The organism is Pseudomonas sp. NY15354 (assembly GCF_048068075.1).
Taxonomy (GTDB): domain Bacteria; phylum Pseudomonadota; class Gammaproteobacteria; order Pseudomonadales; family Pseudomonadaceae; genus Aquipseudomonas; species Aquipseudomonas guariconensis_C.
The window spans coordinates 1-19,561 of sequence record NZ_JBLUPV010000023.1; the positions used below are offsets into that span (position 1 = coordinate 1).

Here is a 19,561-nt window from a genome sequence, read left to right on the forward strand (position 1 = left end):
CGCACGGGCTTGGCCCGTGCCCGCTACCGAGGCGTTCCCTTCGCGGGTAAACCCGCTCCCACAAGAATCACCGCCAGGCTTATGGATGTGCGGTCAGCCTCACCTGGCTGGAACACCGCCGGCCCTGTGGGAGCGGGTTTACCCGCGAATGCGATGGCCGATTCACCACCTTTTTCCCGGTAAACTCCGCGCCCTCAAAAGGCCGTGGCGCGTTAGGCCGCTTCGGAGAAGTCCACCAGGCGCATCGGGCGGCGGAAGCCCGAGGTGAGCACCGCCAGGTAGGCCAGGCCCAAGGCGAACCAGCACAGGCCGATCACCAGGGTCAGCGCCGACAGACTGGTCCACAGCCACAGGGTCAGGCCCAGGCCGACCAGCGGCACCACGCCGTAGCACAGCAGGCCCTTGAAGTTGCGGTGGGTGCGCTCGTTGATCAGGTGAGTGCGCACTACCGCCAGGTTGACCGCCGAGAAGGCCACCAGGGCGCCGAAGCTGATCAGCGAGGCCAGGGTCGCGAGATCGATCACCAGCGCCAGCAGCGAGAACGCCGACACCAGCACGATGGCGAACACCGGGGTGCCGAAGCGCGGCGACAACTGGCCGAAGGTGCGCTGCGGCAGCACTTTGTCGCGGCCCATGGTGTAGAGGATGCGCGACACCGCAGCCTGGGACGCCAGGGCCGAGCCCAGGCTGCCGGCGACGAAGGCGGCGGTGAAGAAGTTGGCCAGGAACTGGCCGCCGGCCTTGAACATCACTTCGTTGGCTGCGGCATCGGCATTGGCGAAGGTGCTGCCAGGCAGTACCAATTGGCTGATGTAGGCCAGCAGGGTGAACAGCAGGCCTGCGCCGAGGGTGGTGAGGATGATCGCGCGCGGTACGTCGCGGCGGGCGTCACGGGTTTCCTCGGCCAGCGTCGAGACCGCGTCAAAGCCCAGGAACGACAAGCACAGCACCGCCGCGCCCGCCATCAGATGACCGAAGCCCGGCTGGCTGCCATCGCCGATCAGCGGCGAGAGCAGGTCCACCGGCTGGCCTGCCAGCGACTGGTAGGACAAGGCCACGAACACCCCGATGAAGACGATCTGCGCGCCGACGATCAGGTTGCTGGCCTTGGCCACCGAATGGATGCCGACCACGTTGAGCACGGTCACCAGGGCGATCGAGGCCAGGATGATGGTCCAGGCTGGGATGGCCGGAAAGGCGATGTTCAGGAACAGGCCGATGAGCAGGTAATTGATCATCGGGATGAACAGGTAATCGAGCAGCAGCGACCAGCCGGCCAGGAAGCCCACGTTGGGGCCGAAGGCCAGGTTGGTGTAGGAGTACGCCGAGCCTGCGACCGGAAAGCGCTTGACCATGAAGCTATAGGACGTGGCGGTGAACAGCATCGCCAGCAGGGTCACCAGATAGGCACCTGCGGTGCGACCTCCGGTGATCTCGGTGACGATTCCGTAGGTGGTGAAAATGGTCAGCGGGACCATGTACACCAAGCCGAAGAACACCAGGGCGGGCAGCCCGAGGACACGGCGAAGTTGGGTGGGAGCTGCCTCGGCAGCGGTGCGAGGTTGTTTGGCCATCGATCGATCCAAGCATTTTTGTAGTTGTGCGTTGATCGATTTTTATCCACCTGACTAGGTGATGACAAACAAAGAGTTGCTTATGTCGATTATAAATCTGGATTTTAATCGGCATCCCGTGGTGCGCAGCCCCCAGTGGGAGTGGGCTTTGCCCCGCAGTAGGACGCGCCCAGATGACGCGCCTTCTATCGCATCTCGGCGCGCAACTGCTCGATGCGCTGGTCCTTTTCGAGCCACAGTTGGTTCACCCAGGCCTGCACTGTCTGTCGGAATGTCGGATCGTTCTCGTAGTCGCCAGCGCACAGCGCCGGGTCCAGTTCACGCACGCGGATGTCGATGATCACCCGGCTGATATTGCCGCTGAGCAGGTCCCAGAACCCCGGCGCCTTGTTGCCGGGGTAGACGATGGTGACGTCGAGCAGGGCGTCGAGCTGTTCGCCCAGTGCCGCCAGCACGAATGCCACGCCGCCCGCCTTGGGCTTGAGCAGGTGCTGGTAGGGCGATTGCTGGGCCTGGCGCTTGGCTTCGCTGAAGCGCGTGCCTTCGAGGTAGTTGACCACGGTCACCGGCTGGCGCTTGAACAGCTCGCAGGCCGCCTTGGTGATTTCCAGGTCCTTGCCCTTGAGCTCAGGGTGCTTGTCCAGGAAGGCCTTGCTGTAGCGCTTCATGAACGGGTAGTCCAGCGCCCACCACGCCAGGCCCAGCAGCGGTACCCAGATCAGTTCCTTCTTGAGGAAGAACTTGAAGAACGGCACCCGGCGGTTGAGGCTCTCGATCAGGGCCGGGATGTCCACCCAGCTCTGGTGGTTGCTCACGCACAGGTAGGAGGTGTCCTGGCGCAGCTTCTCGATGCCGCGGATGTCCCATTGGGTCGGGATGCACAGGGCGAAGATCGCCTTGTCGATTTCCGACCAGGTTTCGGCGATCCACATCACCGCCCAGGAGGCATAGTCGCGGCCACGCCCTGGCAGCACCAGTTTGAGCAGGGCGAACACCATCAGCGGGCAGATCAGCACCAGGGTGTTGAGCAACAGCAGGACGGTGGTGAGGATGCCGGTGAGCAGGCGACGCATAAAGAAACTCTTGTTGTGGAATAAAAATGGTTGGCAATGATAAGTGGGGCATTGGTCTACGCCAAATGCGCATTGGCCAAATACTGGGACAAATGTTTCACATTGTGTGGGATAAGCTGTGACAACGAACCTATCGTGCCCAGGCAGTCTAAGTGCTGTCCCACCTCAAGGAAGCGTAACCCGTGAAATCACTGCTTGCCCTGCTGTCGGTCCTTGCCCTGCCGGTCATGGCCGCCGAGCCCACGCTGTATGGCCGCTACGAGAACATTGCGTTGCCGGAGCTTGGCGAAACCCTCAAGGCCAAGATGGACACCGGCGCCTACACCGCCTCGCTGTCGGCCAAGGACATCGAACTGTTCACCCGCGATGGCGACGAGTGGGTGCGCTTCCGTCTGGCGACCAAGGACGCCGACGGCAAGGTCTACGAGCATGAGCTGTCGCGCATCAGCAAGATCAAGAACCGAGTGGACGAGGACGAAGAAGGTGACGTCCCGGAAGTCTCCAAGCGCCCGGTGATCGACCTGGAGCTGTGCCTGGGTGATGTCAAGCGCACGGTGGAGGTCAACCTGGTCGACCGCAGCCACTTCAACTATCCACTGCTCATCGGCTCCAAGGCTCTGAAGGCGTTCAAGGCGGCGGTGAACCCGGCGAAGAAGTTCACTGCCGGCAAGCCGGACTGCTGATCCAAAGCGGGCCCCGCCTCCTGTAGGAGCGGCCTTGAGCCGCGAAAGGGCCGCTAAGCGGCCCCCGGCTATTTTTTGGGCATCACCGATCCCCGGGGGCTGCTTGTAGCCCTTTCGCGGCACAAGGCCGCTCCTACAAGGGATTGCGTCGTCTGTGAAACTTGCCTATATGTCCAGCTTCGCCACCTGCAAGGCCGGACGCCATGCCCCATATCCTCATCGTCGAAGACGAATCCGCCATTGCTGATACCCTGGTCTATGCCCTGCAGGCTGATGGCCATAGCACCGAGTGGGTGACCCTCGGCGGCGCAGCCCTCGAACAGCAGCGTCTGCGCCCGGCGGATCTGGTGATTCTCGACATCGGCCTACCGGACATCAGCGGCTTCGAAACCTGTCGGCAGTTGCGCCGTTTCAGCGATGTCCCGGTGATGTTCCTCAGCGCCCGCGATGCTGAAATCGACCGGGTGGTGGGGCTGGAGATCGGCGCCGACGATTACGTGGTCAAGCCGTTCAGCCCGCGGGAAGTGGCCGCGCGCGTGAGGGCGATCCTCAAGCGCATGGGGCCCCTGGCCCAAACGTCGGCCCAGACCTCGGTGTTCCAGCTCGATACCGTGAGCATGCAGATCAGCTACCGCACTCAGCCGCTGGCCCTGACCCGCCATGAATTTCGTCTGTTGCAATGCCTGCTGGAACAACCGCGGCGGGTGTTCAGCCGCGAGCAGTTGCTCGATGCGGTGGGTGTCGCCTCCGATGTTGGTTACGAGCGCACCATCGACAGCCATATCAAGAGCCTGCGTGCCAAGCTGCGCCAGGTCGCGACTGACGCTGAGCCCATCCAGACCCATCGCGGTCTGGGTTACAGCTACAGCCCGGACCATGCCTGATGCGCCTGGGTATTCGCATCTTCCTGGTGTATTTCCTGTTCGTCGGGTTGTCCGGTTACTTTTTGCTCAGTACCGTGCGTGAACAGATCCGCCCTGTGGTGCGTCAGTCGTCCGAGGAAACCCTTGTGGACACCGCGAACCTGCTGGCGGAGATCCTCCATGACGACGTCAAGGCAGGCACCCTGAACCAAGGGCGGCTGCCTCAGGTGTTGGCGTCTTACGGCGAGCGTCGCCCCGACGCGCGGATCTGGGGGCTGGCGAAGAATCAGGTCAGCCACCGCATCTACGTCACCGATGCCAAGGGGACCGTGCTGCTCGACTCCAGCGGCCAGGACGTGGGCAAGGACTATTCCCGTTGGAACGATGTCTACCTCACCCTGCGTGGCCAATACGGCGCACGTTCCACGCGCAGCGACCCGGCCGATGAAACCACGTCGGTGATGCACGTGGCCGCGCCGATCCTCGAGCAGGGTCGCATCATCGGTGTGGTGACGGTGGCCAAGCCCAACAGTTCGCTGCAACCCTATGTCGATCGCGCCGAACAGCGGCTGATGAACCTGGGCCTGGGTTTGATCGGCCTGGGTCTGTTGGTGGGGGCGGCGCTGTCGTGGTGGCTGGCGCGCTCGCTGCGGCGGCTGACCCGCTATGCCCAGGCCGTCAGCGAAGGCCAGCGCGCGGCCTTGCCCCATTACAAGGGGGGCGAGTTGGGGCAGTTGGCCACGGCCGTGGAGCGTATGCGCACCCAGCTTGAAGGCAAGGCCTATGTCGAGCGCTACGTGCACACCCTGACCCATGAGCTAAAGAGCCCGCTGGCCGCGATCCGTGGAGCATCCGAGCTGCTTCAGGGGGACATGCCCCAAGAACAGCGGGTGCGTTTCGCCGGCAACATCGAACGCGAGAGTGGGCGTTTGCAGCAGATGATCGAGCGCTTGCTCAACCTGGCCCGGGTTGAGCAGATGCAGACGTTGGAAGACGAACAGCAGATTGCCTTGGCAGCGCTGGTGGATGAACTGCTGCTGACCCATGCGGCGCGCATCGAGGGTGCAAGCCTGCAGGTGCGCCAGCGGGTGCCGGCGGAGCTGAGGTTGCTGTGCGATCCTTTCCTGATGCGCCAGGCACTGGCCAACTTGCTGGACAACGCGCTGGATTTCTCGCCGGCAGGTGGCGCGTTGCTGTTCGAGTTGGAGCATGAAGGCGAACGGGTGGCGCTGAGTGTGTTCAACCAGGGCGAGGCGATTCCCGAATACGCCATCGGGCGCGTCAGCGAACGCTTCTATTCACTGCCGCGGCCAGGCAGCGGGCGCAAGAGTACGGGGTTGGGGCTGAACTTCGTGGCGGAGGTGATGCAATTGCATGGTGGGTCGTTGGCCGTGGAGAACGTCGAGGGCGGGGTACGCGTGCGGTTGTGGTTGCCGGCGCAGCGTGTGAGTTGATCCCGGCAGCCTTTTGCGCAGTCCTTCAAAAGGATGGTCCTGATTCCACCCAATCTCCACACGCGCTCCATAAAGGCTCCACGCAGCGGCGCCACACTGCGCCCATCGCAAACGGAGCCCTTGCCCATGACCAAAACCTTGAGTTTCAAGCTCGGCATGATTGCCCTGCTGATGTTGCTGTTGTTGATCCCGCTGCTGATGATCGGAGGCCTGATCGGCGAACGGCAGGCCCTGCGCGACAGCGTGCTGCAGGATATCGCCGAAAGCTCGAGCTTCGCCCAGCAGATCAGCGGCCCGCTGCTGGTGGTGCCCTACCGCAAGTACGAGCGGCGCTGGATCGAGAGGAACGGCCAGAGCGTGCAGGAAACCAGCACACTCACTGGCCAGCTGTACTTCTTGCCCGAAACCTTCGACCTCGATAGCGATATCGACACCGAGCTACGCGCCCGAGGTATCTACCAAGCCCGGCTGTTTCACGCCAAGAGCAGGATGAGCGGCCGCTTCAAGATCCCGGCGCGTTGGGGGATCGACAAGGAGTGGGAGGACTACCGCTTCGACAAGCCCTATCTGGTGGTGGGTATCAGCGATATCCGCGGCATCGAGAACGCCCTGGAACTGACCCTGGACGACCAGCGCCTGCCGTTCGAGCCCGGCCCGGGCCTGGATTGGCTGGGCGGTGGCGTGCATGTCACGTTGCCGATGCTCGAAGGTGGCCAGGCCCGTGAGTTCACCTATGGCTTCGACCTGGCCCTGCAGGGGACTGGCCAATTGCATGTCGTGCCGGTGGGGCGCAGCAGTACTGTGGACATGCGCGCCAACTGGCCTCACCCAAGCTTTGTCGGCAATTACCTGCCCAGCCGCCGGGAAGTGGACGACCAGGGCTTCAAGGCTCACTGGCAGACTTCGTTCTTCGCCACCAACCTCGAGGATGCGCTGCGCCAGTGTGCCGGCCAGGGGCAATGCGCTGGTTTCAATGAGCGTGCCTTTGGCGTCAGTTTCATCGACCCGGTGGACCAGTACCTCAAGAGTGAACGGGCGATCAAGTACGCGCTGTTGTTCATCGCCTTGACCTTCGCGGGTTTCTTCCTGTTCGAAGTGCTGAAGAACCTCAGCGTGCATCCGGTGCAATACGCGTTGGTGGGTGTGGCGCTGGCCTTCTTCTACCTGTTGCTGCTGTCGTTGTCCGAACACGTGGGCTTTGGCCTGGCCTATGGGTTGTCGGCCTCGGCATGCGTGCTGCTGATCGGCTTCTACCTGAGCCATGTGCTGTGCAGCCTGGCGCGGGGCGCCGGCTTTGCGGTGGGGCTGGCGGTGTTGTATGGGATGCTCTTTGGCCTGCTCAGCGCCGAGGACTATGCGCTGCTGATGGGCTCGCTGCTGTGCTTTGGCCTGCTCGGCGTGTTCATGGTGCTGACCCGTCGCCTGGACTGGGCGCGGGTGGGGAGGACGGCATGAGGGAGGATCGGGAAGTGGGGCGCTGGTTGGCCTATCGAATCGGGATGCTTGTTCTGTGGCATCGGGGTGAGGTTTTCGCGGGTGAACCCGCTCCCACAGGGCTGGCGGCAATCCGTGTGGGAGTGGGTTTATCCGCAGACAGGCCCGTCAGATCACCGGAGCCGTCGCGGCCATCGACGGCCGCTTGAGCACCTCGGCATACCAGGCCGCAAGCCCCGGCTGTTGCTCACGCCAGCCGAACTGCGGCTGGCGCAGGTCCAGGTAGCCCAGTGCACAGGCCACGCCGATGGCGGCGATGTCGAACGTCGAGGCAAGCTCCGCCAGGTGTGCCTGTTCCAGGTCGGCCAGGCTACGGCGGATCTTTTCGCCTTGGGCCTGGACCCAGCCGTCCCAGCGTTTGTCTTCCGGACGCAGGAAGGTCTCGTAGCGGGTCGAGACGGCCGCATCCATGATCGCGTCGGCCTGGGAGGCCAGGGTCAGGCGCCGCCAGCGGGCAGAGCCTTCGCGGGGGATCAGCGGGTTGCCGACGTGCTGCAGGTCGAGGTACTCGCAGATCACCCGGCTGTCGTGCAATACCGTGCCGTCTTCCAGGCGCAGCGCCGGGATCTTGCCGATCGGATTGCCTTGGTTGAGCTGCTGGTCACCATTCACAGGGCTGACGTTGACGGCTTGCAAGGTCACACGGTCGAGCTGACCGGTCTCGTGCAGCACGACCATCACCTTGCGAACGAACGGCGAGAGCGGCGAATGGAACAGGGTCATGGTCGTCATGGCCTGGCCTCAGTTGCCTTGCAGGCTTGGAGGCAGGCAGACGCCGGTACCGGCGATGCCGCAGTAGCCGTCGGGGTTCTTGGCCAGGTACTGCTGGTGGTACGCCTCGGCGAAGTACACGGTCGGCGCCTGGTCGATCTCGGTGGTGATCTCGCCGAAACCGGCCTTGCTCAGCTCGGCCTGGAAGGCGTCACGGCTGGCCTTGGCCTGTTCCAGTTGCTCGGGGCTGGTGCAATAGATCGCCGAGCGGTATTGGGTGCCGACGTCGTTGCCCTGGCGCATGCCTTGGGTCGGGTTGTGCAGTTCCCAGAACATCGCCAACAGCTCGCGATAGCTCACTTTGTCCTTGTCGAACACCACCAGTACCACTTCAGTGTGGCCGGTCAGGCCCGAGCAGACTTCTTCATAGGTCGGGTTGGGGGTGAAGCCGCCGGCATAGCCGACCACGGTGCTGACCACGCCCTCGCGCTGCCAGAAACGACGTTCGGCGCCCCAGAAGCAGCCCAGGCCGAAGATGGCGAAATCGATGCTGCCTTCGAAGAAGGGGCCCAGCAGCGGCGTCTCCTTGAACACGTAGTGGAACTCGGGCAGGGCCATCGGGGTTTCGCGGCCAGGCAGAGCTTGCTCCGCGGTAGGCATGACGTTTTTGTTCACCAGGATTTCCGAACGCAGGACCATGGCCGTTCCTCTGTATGTCAGGTAGATGAGTGTTGGCCGCTTCGCGGGTAAACCCCACATCAGCAGCGTCGTGCCTGTGGGAGTGGGCGCACCCGCGAAATGGCTCGAATGGGGCTTATAGTGCCCGAGCTTTGCGCCGCTGTCAGGCCACCGGGCCGCGTGGATATCGCTTGAGTCGCTCGGCCAGTTCGCGCCCCGGGATAGGCTTGTCGAACAGGTAGCCCTGGCCGACGTCGCAGCGATGCCGGCGCAGGAAGGCCAGCTGTTCGGCGGTTTCGATGCCTTCGGCAACCACCTTGAGCTTGAGGTTGTGGGCCATGGCAACCACCGCCGAGGTGATCTCCATGTCGTCTTGATTGTCGGGGATCTCGTTGATGAAGCTGCGGTCGATCTTGATGATGTCGATCGGAAACTTCTTCAGGTAACTCAGCGACGAATAGCCCGTGCCGAAGTCGTCCATGGCCAGGATCAAGCCCAGGGCCTTGAGCTCGTCGAGCTGGCGATGGGTGTCGACGGTCGCTTCCAGCAGCAGGCCCTCGGTCAGCTCCAGCTCCAGCAGGTGAGGGGGCAGGGCTTCTTCCTTGAGAATGGTGCCGATCGAGGCGACCAGCTCCGGGTCGGAGAACTGCTTGGGCGAAAGGTTGATGGCCACGTGCAGGTTGCCGACGCCGACCTTGCGCAGGTGCTGGCTCATGCGACAGGCCTGGCGCACCACCCATTTGCCGATGGGGATGATCAGGCCGGTTTCCTCGGCCACGCTGATGAACTGGTCGGGGCGGATCATGCCTTTTTCAGGGTGGTTCCAGCGCAGCAGCGCTTCCAGGCCGAGCAGGCGCCCACTGCGCAGGCACAGTTTGGGCTGGTAGAACACCTCCAGCTCGTTCTGGGTCAGAGCGCGGCGCAGGTTGTTCTCCACGAACAGCTTGTAACTGGCCTCGGCATTGAGCACTTCGGTGAAGACCTGGACCTGATGCTTGCCGTTGGCCTTGGCCTTGTGCAGCGCCAGGCCTGCGTTCTTCATCAGGCTCTGTGGGTCGCTGCCGTGCAGTGGCGCACAGGCCAGACCCACCGAGGCGGTGACGTTGATCAGCTGGTTGTCGACGAACATCGGTTTGTCGAGGGTGTGCAGCAGCTGCTGGGCCACCTGCTGGCCGGTCTCCAGGCTCGCATCGTCGAGCAACACGGCGAATTCATTGCTGGCAAAGCGCGCCAGGATATCGCTGCTGCCCAGGCTGTTGCGCAGGCGCCGGGCCAGGCTGACCAGGAGCTTGTCGCCGGTCTGATGGCCGAGGCTGTCGTTGATCCGTTTGAAGTTGTCGATATCCACCAGCAGCAGGCACAGGGGATTGTCGCCGATGCGCACGAAGCGCTCGTCGAGGTTACGGATGAACGAAGGGCGGTTGCCCAGGTTGGTCAGGTTGTCCGTGTAGGCCAGGCGTTCGATGCGCTGCTGGGCCAGCTTGCTCTGGGTGATGTCTTCGTAGATGCCGATGTAGTGGGTCAGTTCGCGGTTGTCGCCGAAGACCTTTGAGATCGACAACTGGCCCCAGTAGGGCTCCAGGCTCTTGCGCCGGCTCTTGAATTCGCCTTGCCAGCTGTTGCCCATGGCCAGGCTCGAGGGCGAGTCGAACAGCAGTTCGCTGAGGTTTTCCAGGGCGGGCAGTTCTGCCAGGCGGCGGCCTTGCACTTCATCGGTGCTGTATTGGGTGATGGCGGTGAAGCTTGGGTTGACGTACTCCACCACGCCGTCACGGTTGACCAGCAAAAAGGCGCTGGCGCTCTGCTCCACGGCCCGCTGGAACAGGTGCAAGGCACTGGCTGCCGTGCGTCGGTTGTGATTGGTAATGACCTGGGCGACCTGGTCGGCCAGCTCGCCGGCAAAGGCGATTTCGTCGGCTTGCCAGGCACGGGCCTTGCCGATCTGCTCCAGGCACAACACGCCGACGACCTGGCCATCGACGCGAATGCTGGCGTCGAGCATGGCGTTGTTGGTCGCCGCGTAAAGGCTCTCGGCCATGTCGCGTGTGCGTGGGTCTTGGCCGGCGTTGTGGGCATCGATGGCGCGGCTGGCGTGCAGGGCGTCGAGGTAGTCCGGGAAACAGCTGGCGTCGATGGGCTGGGGCAGGTAGTGACGCTGATCCAGGTTGTGCCAGGCACTGATCGGCTCCAGGTGCTGGTCCTGCAAGTGCCAGAGGCTGGCGCAATCGACCTTGTAGATTTCACAGGCACTGCGGGTGATCAGTTCGGCCGCTTCCTGCAACGAGTTATCGGCGCTGTAGCGCTGGCGGGCCAGGCGCAGGATGAGGTCTTGCTGGGCGCGCACACGCTCGAGGTGCTGCAGTTGCTCCTGCTGGGCGCGCTGGTTGAGCTGCAAGGCCAGTTGCAGACGGCTGTTGCGAGACTCCAGATCGTCATCGCCGAGGCCTGGCTCGTCCTCCTGCTGATCATCGAGCACCGTGAGATAGCCGCGCAGCAGTTGGCGGTTGTGCTGGCGGTAGGCTTCGCCGATCTCCAGCAGGCGCAGGGCCAGGCCGTTGGTGTGCAGGGTGTAGCGGATCCGGTAGTGGTTGCGCCGGGCCAGTTGCAGTTGGATCTCGTCATGCAGCCTGTAGCGCGCCTCTGGTTCCATGAGGCTGGCGTAGGGTGAGCCGATCAGGGCGCAGAGGTCGGCGGCAGGCAGGCCGAACTGGCGCTCGCAGGCAGGATCGAGATAGAGCATCGCCCAGCTGGCTTCGTTGAGCCGTTCGAAACGCAGCATGCCGAGCCGTGAAGGCACGGGGAGCTGCGTGACGACCTCGGCCGCCACTCGGCTGGCGGCATCGGGTTGGCTTTTCATCGAAGACTCGCTTGAAGAGGGCGGTTGGCGCGGCGGGTCGCGGGCTATGCGGCGGCGCCTAAGGCAAGGTTGCATCATGTCCCCGGCACTGGCAAGCGGCCATGCGGGGAGCTGTAAGCAGCTTGTCGGCGGTTGTACGGAAATCTGAAGGCCGAGGGCGCCTTTGGGAGCGGGTTTATTGAGGCGTCGAACAGCCACGATGCAGACTCCGCGCGGGATGGTGCCGGCTTTGCCAGTATTCGCGGGTGAACCCGCTCCCCCAACGGCTGTGTCGATCGGCAAGGCATCGCTGGGCCTTCCACAGCCTGCGTGTCGTTTGTCGGGGGCAAAAAAAGCCCCGCCAGAGGGCGGGGTTGAGGTACGAGCGTGGCAGCTCGAAACAGGCTTGCCTCACCCCGCGAAGGGTGAGGCAAGGGGCTGCATTACAGCAGCATGGTGCGGATATCCGCCAGCACGTCGCCCAGGCGCTTGGTGAAGCGCGCGGCGGCGGCGCCGTTGATCACGCGGTGATCGTAGGACAGCGACAGCGGCAGCATGAGCTTGGGCTGGAAGGCCTTGCCATCCCAGACCGGCTGCATGGTGGCCTTGGAGACACCCAGGATCGCCACCTCAGGCGCGTTGACGATCGGCGTGAAGCCGGTGCCGCCAATGTGGCCGAGGCTGGAGATGGTGAAGCAGGCGCCCTGCATCTCGTCGGACGACAGCTTCTTGGTGCGGGCCTTCTCGGCCAGCGCAGCGGCTTCGGCAGCCAGTTGCAGCAAGCTCTTCTGGTCGACGTTCTTGATCACAGGGACCAGCAGGCCGTCCGGAGTGTCCACGGCAAAGCCGATGTGCACGTACTTCTTGCGGATGATCGCCTTGCCGCTTGGCGCCAGCGAGCTGTTGAAGTCCGGCAGTTCCTTGAGCAGGAAGGCGCAGGCCTTGAGCAGCAGTGGCAGCACGGTCAGCTTGACGCCAGCCTTCTCGGCCACGGCCTTCTGCGCAACGCGGAAGGCTTCCAGCTCGGTGATGTCGGCGGAGTCGAACTGGGTGACGTGCGGCACGTTCAGCCAGCTGCGGTGCAGGTTGGCGGCACCGACCTGCATCAGGCGGGTCAGGGCGACTTCTTCCACTTCACCGAACTTGCTGAAGTCCACGGCCGGGATCGGCGGGATGCCTGCACCACCGGTCGCGCCGGCGGCAGGAGCTGCCGATGCCTTCTGCATCATGGCCTTGACGTAGACCTGCACGTCTTCCTTCAGGATGCGGCCGTGCGGACCGGTCGCGGCGACCGCGCCCAGGTCGACACCGAATTCACGAGCCAGCAGGCGCACGGCAGGACCGGCGTGGACCTTGGCGTTGCTGCCGGCAGCCGGCGCGGTGGCAACTGGAGCCGGTGCAGCAGCCGGAGCCGGCGCTGCGGCAGGCGCGGCGGCTGGAGCCGCCTCGGCCTTGGCAGGTGCCGGTGCGGCAGCGGCTGGAGCGGCAGCCGGGGCTGCGCCCGCGACTTCCAGCTTCAGGATCAGGTCACCGGTGCCGACTTCGTCGTCCAGCTTGGCGATCACTTCCTTCACCACGCCAGCGGCGGGGGATGGGATCTCCATGGAAGCCTTGTCGGACTCCAGGGTGATCAGCGACTGGTCGGCTTCGACGGTGTCGCCGGCCTTGACCAGTACTTCGATGATCTTGGCCTTGCCCGACGAGCCGATGTCCGGCACGTGGATGTCCTGCACGCTGGCGGCGGCAGGTGCTGCGGCCGGGGCAGGTGCTGCGGCTGGCGCAGGTGCGGCAGCCGGTTGCTCTGCGGCGGCCGGGGCGGCAGCGGCCGGAGCCTCGGACGCCGCGGCGGCGCCCTCGACTTCCAGGACCATCAGCTCGTCGCCTTCTTTCAGGCGATCGCCCAGCTTGACCTTCAGTTCCTTGATCACGCCGGCCTTGGGCGCGGGGATCTCCATGGAGGCTTTGTCGGACTCCAGGGTCAACAGGCTCTGGTCTGCCTCGATACGGTCACCGACCTTGACGAACAGCTCGATGATTTCACCTTCACCGCTGCCGATGTCAGGTACGCGAATGAGTTCGCTCACTTAAAAATACTCCTCAGCAGTCCAGTGGGTTGCGCTTGTCCGGATCGATGCCGAACTTGACGATGGCATCGGCCACCACCTTCGGTTCGATCTCGCCACGGTCAGCCAGGGCTTCCAGGGCAGCCAGCACGACGAAGTGGCGGTCGACTTCGAAGAAGTGACGCAGCTTCTTGCGGCTGTCGCTGCGACCGAAGCCATCGGTACCCAGGACCTTGTACTCTTTGCTCGGGACCCACTGACGGATCTGTTCGGCGAAGAGCTTCATGTAGTCGGTGGAGGCTACAACCGGGCCCTTGCGACCGGCCAGGCACTGCTCGACGTAGGTCTGCTGTGGCTTCTGGCCAGGCTTGAGGCGGTTGGCGCGTTCCACGGCCAGGCCGTCACGGCGCAGTTCGTTGAAGCTGGTGACGCTCCAGACGTCGGCACCGACGTTGTATTCCTCGCGCAGGATCTTGGCCGCTTCGCGGACTTCGCGCAGGATGGTGCCCGAACCCAGCAGTTGCACGTGGTGCGCGGCTTCGCGGGTGTCTTCCTCGAGCAGGTACATGCCCTTGATGATGCCTTCCTCGGCGCCGGCCGGGATGGCTGGCTGGGTGTAGGCTTCGTTCATCACGGTGATGTAGTAGAAGACGTCCTGTTGCTCTTCGGTCATCTTCTTCATGCCGTCCTGGATGATCACCGCCAGCTCGTAGCCGTAGGTCGGATCATAGGTGCGGCAGTTCGGGATGGTGGCAGCCATCAGGTGGCTGTGACCGTCTTCGTGCTGCAGGCCTTCACCGTTGAGGGTGGTACGGCCGGCAGTGCCGCCGATCAGGAAGCCACGGGTGCGGCTGTCGCCAGCGGCCCATGCCAGGTCACCGATACGCTGGAAGCCGAACATCGAGTAGAAGATGTAGAACGGCAGCATCGGCTGGTTGTGGTTGCTGTACGAGGTACCGGCGGCGATGAACGACGACATGGCGCCGGCTTCGTTGATGCCTTCCTCGAGGATCTGGCCCTTCTTGTCCTCGCGGTAGAACATCACCTGGTCCTTGTCGACCGGCTCGTAGAGCTGACCTACGGACGAGTAGATGCCCAGCTGGCGGAACATGCCTTCCATACCGAAGGTACGAGCTTCGTCCGGGATGATCGGAACGATGCGCTGGCCGATTTCCTTGTCCTTGACCAGTTGCGCCAGGATGCGCACGAAGGCCATGGTGGTGGAGATTTCGCGGTCGCCCGAACCGTCCAGGATCGCCTTCAGGGTTTCCAGCGGCGGCGTCGGGATGCTGAAGCTCTGTGCACGGCGCTGCGGTACGAAGCCGCCCAGGGCTGCGCGACGCTCGGCCAGGTACTTGGCTTCGGCGCTGCCTTCTTCAGGACGGAAGAACGGCAGGTTTTCCAGGTCGGCATCCTTGACCGGGATGTCGAAGCGGTCACGGAAGTGACGCAGGCTGTCGACGTCGACCTTCTTGGTGTTGTGCGCGGTGTTCTTGGCTTCGCCAGCACCGGTACCGTAACCCTTGATGGTCTTGGCCAGAATGACGGTCGGCTGACCTTTGTGGTTGGTCGCCTGGTGGTAGGCCGCGTAGACCTTGTACGGGTCGTGGCCGCCACGGTTGAGCTTCCAGATCTCGTCGTCGGACAGGTCTTCGACCATGGCCTTGAGTTCTGGGGTGTTGAAGAAGTGCTCACGGACGTACGCACCGTCCTTGGCCTTGTAGTTCTGGTACTCGCCGTCGATGACTTCGTCCATGCGGCGCTGCAGGGCACCGTTGGTGTCCTTGGCGAACAGCGGATCCCAGAAGCGGCCCCAGACGACCTTGTTGACGTTCCAGCCACCGCCACGGAACACGCCTTCGAGTTCCTGGATGATCTTGCCGTTGCCGCGAACCGGGCCGTCGAGGCGCTGCAGGTTGCAGTTGATGACGAAGATCAGGTTGTCCAGCTTCTCGCGGCCAGCCAGGGCGATCGCGCCGAGGGATTCCGGCTCGTCGCACTCGCCGTCGCCCATGAAGCACCAGACCTTCTGCTTGCCGGCCGGGATGAAACCACGGGCTTCCAGGTACTTCATGAAGCGTGCCTGGTAGATCGCCTGGATCGGACCCAGACCCATGGAAACGGTCGGGAACTGCCAGAAGTCAGGCATCAGCCACGGGTGCGGGTAGGAGGACAGGCCTTTGCCGTCCACTTCCTGACGGAAGTTGTTCATCTGGTCTTCATTGATGCGACCTTCGAGGAAGGCGCGGGCATAGATGCCTGGGGAGGCGTGGCCCTGGAAGAAGATCAGGTCGCCACCATGCTCCTCGGTAGGAGCCTGGAAGAAGTAGTTGAAGCCGATGTCGTACAGGGTGGCGCTGGAGGCGAAGCTCGAGATGTGGCCGCCCAGGTCCGAATCCCGCAGGTTGGTACGCATGACCATGGCCAGGGCGTTCCAACGTACCATCGAGCGGATGCGGCGTTCCATGAACAGGTCGCCAGGCATGCGTGCTTCGTGGGTAACAGGGATGGTGTTGCGGTATGGCGTGGTGATTGCGTACGGCAGCTGAGAGCCACTACGGGTGGCCAGCTCGCCCATACGGGTCATCAGGTAGTGAGCGCGGTCTTCGCCTTCTTTGTCGAGGACCGACTCCAAGGCATCCAGCCATTCCTGGGTTTCGACGGGATCGAGGTCTTGCATGGCTTGCTCCAGGGCGGAAAGGCAACCAGAATCGGTGGCCTGAGTTTGCGACTGGCCTTTTGGGCAGACGTCGTGAATTCTTGGATTAGCCGGACAGTCATCCGGCGCCGTGTAGTTTTACTACAAATGGTTTGGCATTTCATGCTTTTGAACAGCCGGGGTAGTAGTAAAACTACAGAAAAGCGGCATTTTGTCGCATGTCGGGTTGTGGGGAAAAACGTTCCCGTAGGTTTGGACTGGGCTCTGACTGGGTGAATCTTGATGTTTTTAACCAATGATTCGTTTATTTCAGCTATTTCCAACTTTTGTATGACAGTCCAACCGTCATTCGGCATCCCCTCGACCGCCGCTACCCCTCTCACTCACGCCGATCAAGGATAGACCATGCGCCTGCCTTTGCCGCTCGATCTGCCCGCCGTCCTGCAACCGCTGGTCGTCCGTAACCAACAATCACTGCGTGAGGCCATCGCCGGCCTGGAAGGACTGGACTTCGATACCTGGAGCCCCGCCCAGCGCCACGCCTTCGACCAGGTAGCGGCTGCCAGCGACTTCGTGCTGGAAGTGGCCCTACGTGAGCCGGCCATGCTCTTCGCCTTGCAGGCCAGCGGTGAGCTGGAGCGGCCTTTCGCCCCGGGCGAGTTGCGCGCGCGCATCGCCGCCGCCGCCGACGCTGCGCAGAGCGAAGAGGAACTTGCGCGCAACCTGCGCCGTGAGCGCAACCGCCAGCAAGTGCGCATCATCTGGCGCGACATCACCCGCCAGGCGGCACTGGGGGAAACCTGCCGCGACCTGTCCGACCTGGCCGACGCCTCCATTGATCAGGCGTATCAATGGTTGTACCCGCGCCATTGCCAGCAGTTCGGCACCCCCATCGGCAACCGCAGCGGCCAGCCGCAGCACATGGTGGTATTGGGCATGGGCAAGCTGGGCGCGGTGGAGCTGAACCTGTCTTCTGACATCGACCTGATCTTCGCCTTCCCCGAGGGCGGCGAGACCGAAGGGGTCAAGCGCTCGCTGGACAACCAGGAGTTCTTCACCCGCCTGGGCCAGCGGCTGATCAAGGCACTGGATCCGGTGACCGTCGATGGTTTCGTGTTCCGCGTCGACATGCGCCTGCGTCCCTACGGCTCGGCCGGTGCCCTGACGCTGTCGTTCAATGCCTTGGAGCAGTACTACCAGGACCAAGGCCGCGATTGGGAACGCTACGCCATGATCAAGGCGCGAGTCGTGGCCGGCGACCAGGTGGCCGGCGCCCAGTTGCAGAAGATGCTGCGCCCGTTCGTCTACCGTCGTTATCTGGACTTCTCGGCCATCGAGGCGCTGCGCACCATGAAGCAGCTGATCCAGCAGGAGGTGCGGCGCAAGGGCATGTCCGAGAACATCAAGCTCGGCGCTGGCGGCATCCGCGAAGTGGAGTTCATCGCCCAGGCGTTCCAGTTGATTCACGGCGGGCGCGACCTGAGCCTGCAACAGCGGCCACTGCTCAAGGTGCTGGCGACCCTCGAAGGTCAGGGCTACCTGCCGCCGGCGGTGGTGGCCGAGCTGCGCGAGGGCTATGAATTCCTGCGTTATACCGAACATGCGATCCAGGCCATCGCCGACCGCCAGACGCAAATGCTGCCGGAGGACGAAAAGGACCGTGAACGTGTGGCCTTTATCCTGGGCTTTGCTAACTGGCAGGGCTTCCATGACCAGCTCATGCACTGGCGCGGCCGGATCGACTGGCACTTCCGCCAGGTGATCGCCGACCCGGATGACGAGGAAGGCGAGGGCGAGCTGGTCGTCGGTGGCGAGTGGTCGCCCCTGTGGGAGCAGGCCCAGGATGAAGAGGCCGCTTGCCGTCAGCTGGAGGAGGCCGGCTTCAGGCAACCCGCGGAGGCCTTGCGTCGCCTGGCGTTGCTACGCTCCAGCCCGTCGCTGCGCTCCATGCAGCGTATCGGTCGCGAGCGCCTGGATGCCTTCATCCCGCGCTTGTTGGCCCAGGCTGTGGAGCACGACGACCCGGACCTGGTGCTGGAGCGGGTGTTGCCACTGGTCGAGGCGGTGGCGCGACGCTCGGCCTACCTGGTGCTGCTGACCGAGAACCCAGGCGCCTTGCGCCGGTTGCTGACGCTGTGCGCGGCCAGCCCCTGGATTGCCGAACAGATTGCCCGCTACCCGTTGCTGCTCGACGAACTGCTCAATGAAGGCCGGCTGTTCAGCCCGCCCCTGGCGCCGGAGTTGGCCTGCGAGCTGCGCGAGCGCCTGACGCGCATTCCCGAGGACGATCTGGAGCAGCAAATGGAGGCGTTGCGTCACTTCAAGCTGGCCCACAGCCTGCGGGTGGCCGCCTCGGAGATCACTGGCAATTTGCCTCTGATGAAAGTCAGCGACTACCTGACCTGGCTGGCCGAGGCGATCCTCGATCAGGTGCTGGCCCTGGCCTGGCGCCAGACAGTTGCCCGTCACGGCCAGCCCAAACGCAGCGATGGCAGCCTGTGCGATCCGGGCTTCATCATTGTCGGCTATGGCAAGGTCGGTGGCATCGAGCTGGGGCATGGCTCGGACCTGGACCTGGTGTTCATCCACGATGGCGATCCCCAGGGCGAGACCGACGGTGCCAAACCCATCGATGGCGCGCAGTTCTTTACCCGGTTGGGCCAGCGCATCATCCACATGCTGACCACCCAGACCAACTCCGGTCAGCTCTATGACGTGGACATGCGCCTGCGTCCTTCTGGCGCCTCGGGGCTACTGGTCAGCTCCGTCGGCGCCTTCGAGCGCTATCAGCAGGGCGAGGCGTGGACCTGGGAGCACCAGGCCCTGGTGCGGGCGCGGGTACTGGTGGGCTGCAAGCAGGTCGCAGCGGCCTTCGAGGACGTGCGCGCCCGGGTGCTGGGCAAGCCCCGTGAGCTGGATAAGCTGCGCCAGGAAGTGAGCGAAATGCGCGCCAAGATGCGCGACAACCTCGGCACCAAGAGCACCGCCGCAGGCACTGCCGCCAATGCCTTCGAGGCTGGGATGCCCTTCGATATCAAGCAGGATGCCGGCGGTATCGTGGATATCGAATTTATGGTGCAATACGCCGCTTTGGCCTGGTCCCACGACCACCCGGCCCTGCTGCGCTGGACCGACAACATTCGCATCCTCGAGGAACTGGAGCAGGCGGGCCTGATGCCGGCCAGCGACGCGGTGCTGCTGCGCGAAGTGTACAAGGCGTTCCGCTCGGCCTCGCACCGCCAGGCCCTGCAGAAGCAGGCCGGCGTCGTCGATGCAGGGCAGTTTGCCGACCAGCGCCGCGAGGTGCGGCGGATCTGGAGCGAGCTGGGGCTGACCTGAAGATCTCTGTCGTCCCTGTGAGAGCGGGCGAACCCGCTCCCCAGGGGCTGCGATCAGCGGCAGAAATGCCTGGGTGTTACACTGTCCGCCACATAGCCTGAATATAAAGAGGGGAGGCCAGGCCAACGCTGAGC

12 protein-coding genes are annotated in these 19,561 nt (G+C 63.7%); 5 read left to right on the forward strand and 7 right to left on the reverse strand.

The features are described 5' to 3' along the window. Positions 1-212 precede the first annotated feature (212 nt). Positions 213-1,574 (reverse strand): APC family permease, encoded by a 1,362-nt coding sequence (locus tag ACNFCH_RS19115; RefSeq protein WP_337159186.1) that lies wholly within the window; start codon positions 1,572-1,574, stop codon positions 213-215. Between the two features lie 185 nt (positions 1,575-1,759). Next, positions 1,760-2,647: an acyltransferase gene (locus ACNFCH_RS19120; protein ID WP_337159187.1), complete on the reverse strand. Its 888-nt coding sequence runs from the start codon at positions 2,645-2,647 to the stop codon at positions 1,760-1,762. A gap of 182 nt (positions 2,648-2,829) precedes the next feature. Here ACNFCH_RS19120 and ACNFCH_RS19125 point away from each other — a divergent pair, with 182 nt between their 5' ends. The 4 genes from ACNFCH_RS19125 to creD all read left to right on the forward strand — a co-directional run bounded on the left by ACNFCH_RS19125 (position 2,830) and on the right by creD (position 7,102). Then, entirely contained in the window at positions 2,830-3,330 is a 501-nt protein-coding gene (locus ACNFCH_RS19125; protein WP_416743304.1) for an ATP-dependent zinc protease, read from the forward strand. A 203-nt stretch (positions 3,331-3,533) separates the two neighbouring features. After that, complete coding sequence (gene creB / locus ACNFCH_RS19130; protein ID WP_416743305.1) at positions 3,534-4,214, forward strand: two-component system response regulator CreB; 681 nt, start codon at positions 3,534-3,536, stop codon at positions 4,212-4,214. Then, on the forward strand, positions 4,214-5,647 hold the full coding sequence (gene creC, locus ACNFCH_RS19135) for a two-component system sensor histidine kinase CreC (protein WP_337159190.1): 1,434 nt from the start codon (positions 4,214-4,216) through the stop codon (positions 5,645-5,647). The genes creB and creC overlap by 1 nt, the downstream gene beginning before the upstream one ends. 126 nt (positions 5,648-5,773) lie before the next feature. Continuing rightward, positions 5,774-7,102, forward strand: coding sequence for a cell envelope integrity protein CreD (gene creD, locus ACNFCH_RS19140; RefSeq protein WP_416743306.1), 1,329 nt, complete (start codon positions 5,774-5,776; stop codon positions 7,100-7,102). Between the two features lie 147 nt (positions 7,103-7,249). Here creD and ACNFCH_RS19145 read toward each other — a convergent pair whose 3' ends face one another. The 5 genes from ACNFCH_RS19145 to aceE all read right to left on the reverse strand — a co-directional run bounded on the left by ACNFCH_RS19145 (position 7,250) and on the right by aceE (position 16,109). Next, positions 7,250-7,873, reverse strand: a complete 624-nt coding sequence (locus ACNFCH_RS19145) for a glutathione S-transferase (protein ID WP_196165333.1) — start codon at positions 7,871-7,873, stop codon at positions 7,250-7,252. Between the two features lie 9 nt (positions 7,874-7,882). Then, entirely contained in the window at positions 7,883-8,551 is a 669-nt protein-coding gene (msrA, locus tag ACNFCH_RS19150) for a peptide-methionine (S)-S-oxide reductase MsrA (protein WP_337159192.1), read from the reverse strand. 142 nt (positions 8,552-8,693) lie between these two features. Continuing rightward, positions 8,694-11,387 carry a putative bifunctional diguanylate cyclase/phosphodiesterase gene (locus tag ACNFCH_RS19155; protein ID WP_416743307.1) on the reverse strand — a complete coding sequence of 898 codons (2,694 nt, stop codon included), beginning with the start codon at positions 11,385-11,387 and terminating at the stop codon, positions 8,694-8,696. A 422-nt stretch (positions 11,388-11,809) separates the two neighbouring features. Further along, positions 11,810-13,450, reverse strand: coding sequence for a dihydrolipoyllysine-residue acetyltransferase (aceF, locus tag ACNFCH_RS19160; protein ID WP_337159194.1), 1,641 nt, complete (start codon positions 13,448-13,450; stop codon positions 11,810-11,812). 13 nt (positions 13,451-13,463) lie between these two features. Continuing rightward, positions 13,464-16,109: a pyruvate dehydrogenase (acetyl-transferring), homodimeric type gene (aceE, locus tag ACNFCH_RS19165; RefSeq protein WP_196165337.1), complete on the reverse strand. Its 2,646-nt coding sequence runs from the start codon at positions 16,107-16,109 to the stop codon at positions 13,464-13,466. A 384-nt stretch (positions 16,110-16,493) separates the two neighbouring features. Between aceE and glnE the strand changes: the two genes are divergently transcribed. Next, a complete protein-coding gene (glnE, locus tag ACNFCH_RS19170; protein WP_416743308.1) occupies positions 16,494-19,427 on the forward strand; it encodes a bifunctional [glutamate--ammonia ligase]-adenylyl-L-tyrosine phosphorylase/[glutamate--ammonia-ligase] adenylyltransferase in 2,934 nt (977 codons plus the stop codon). Positions 19,428-19,561: the final 134 nt, after the last annotated feature.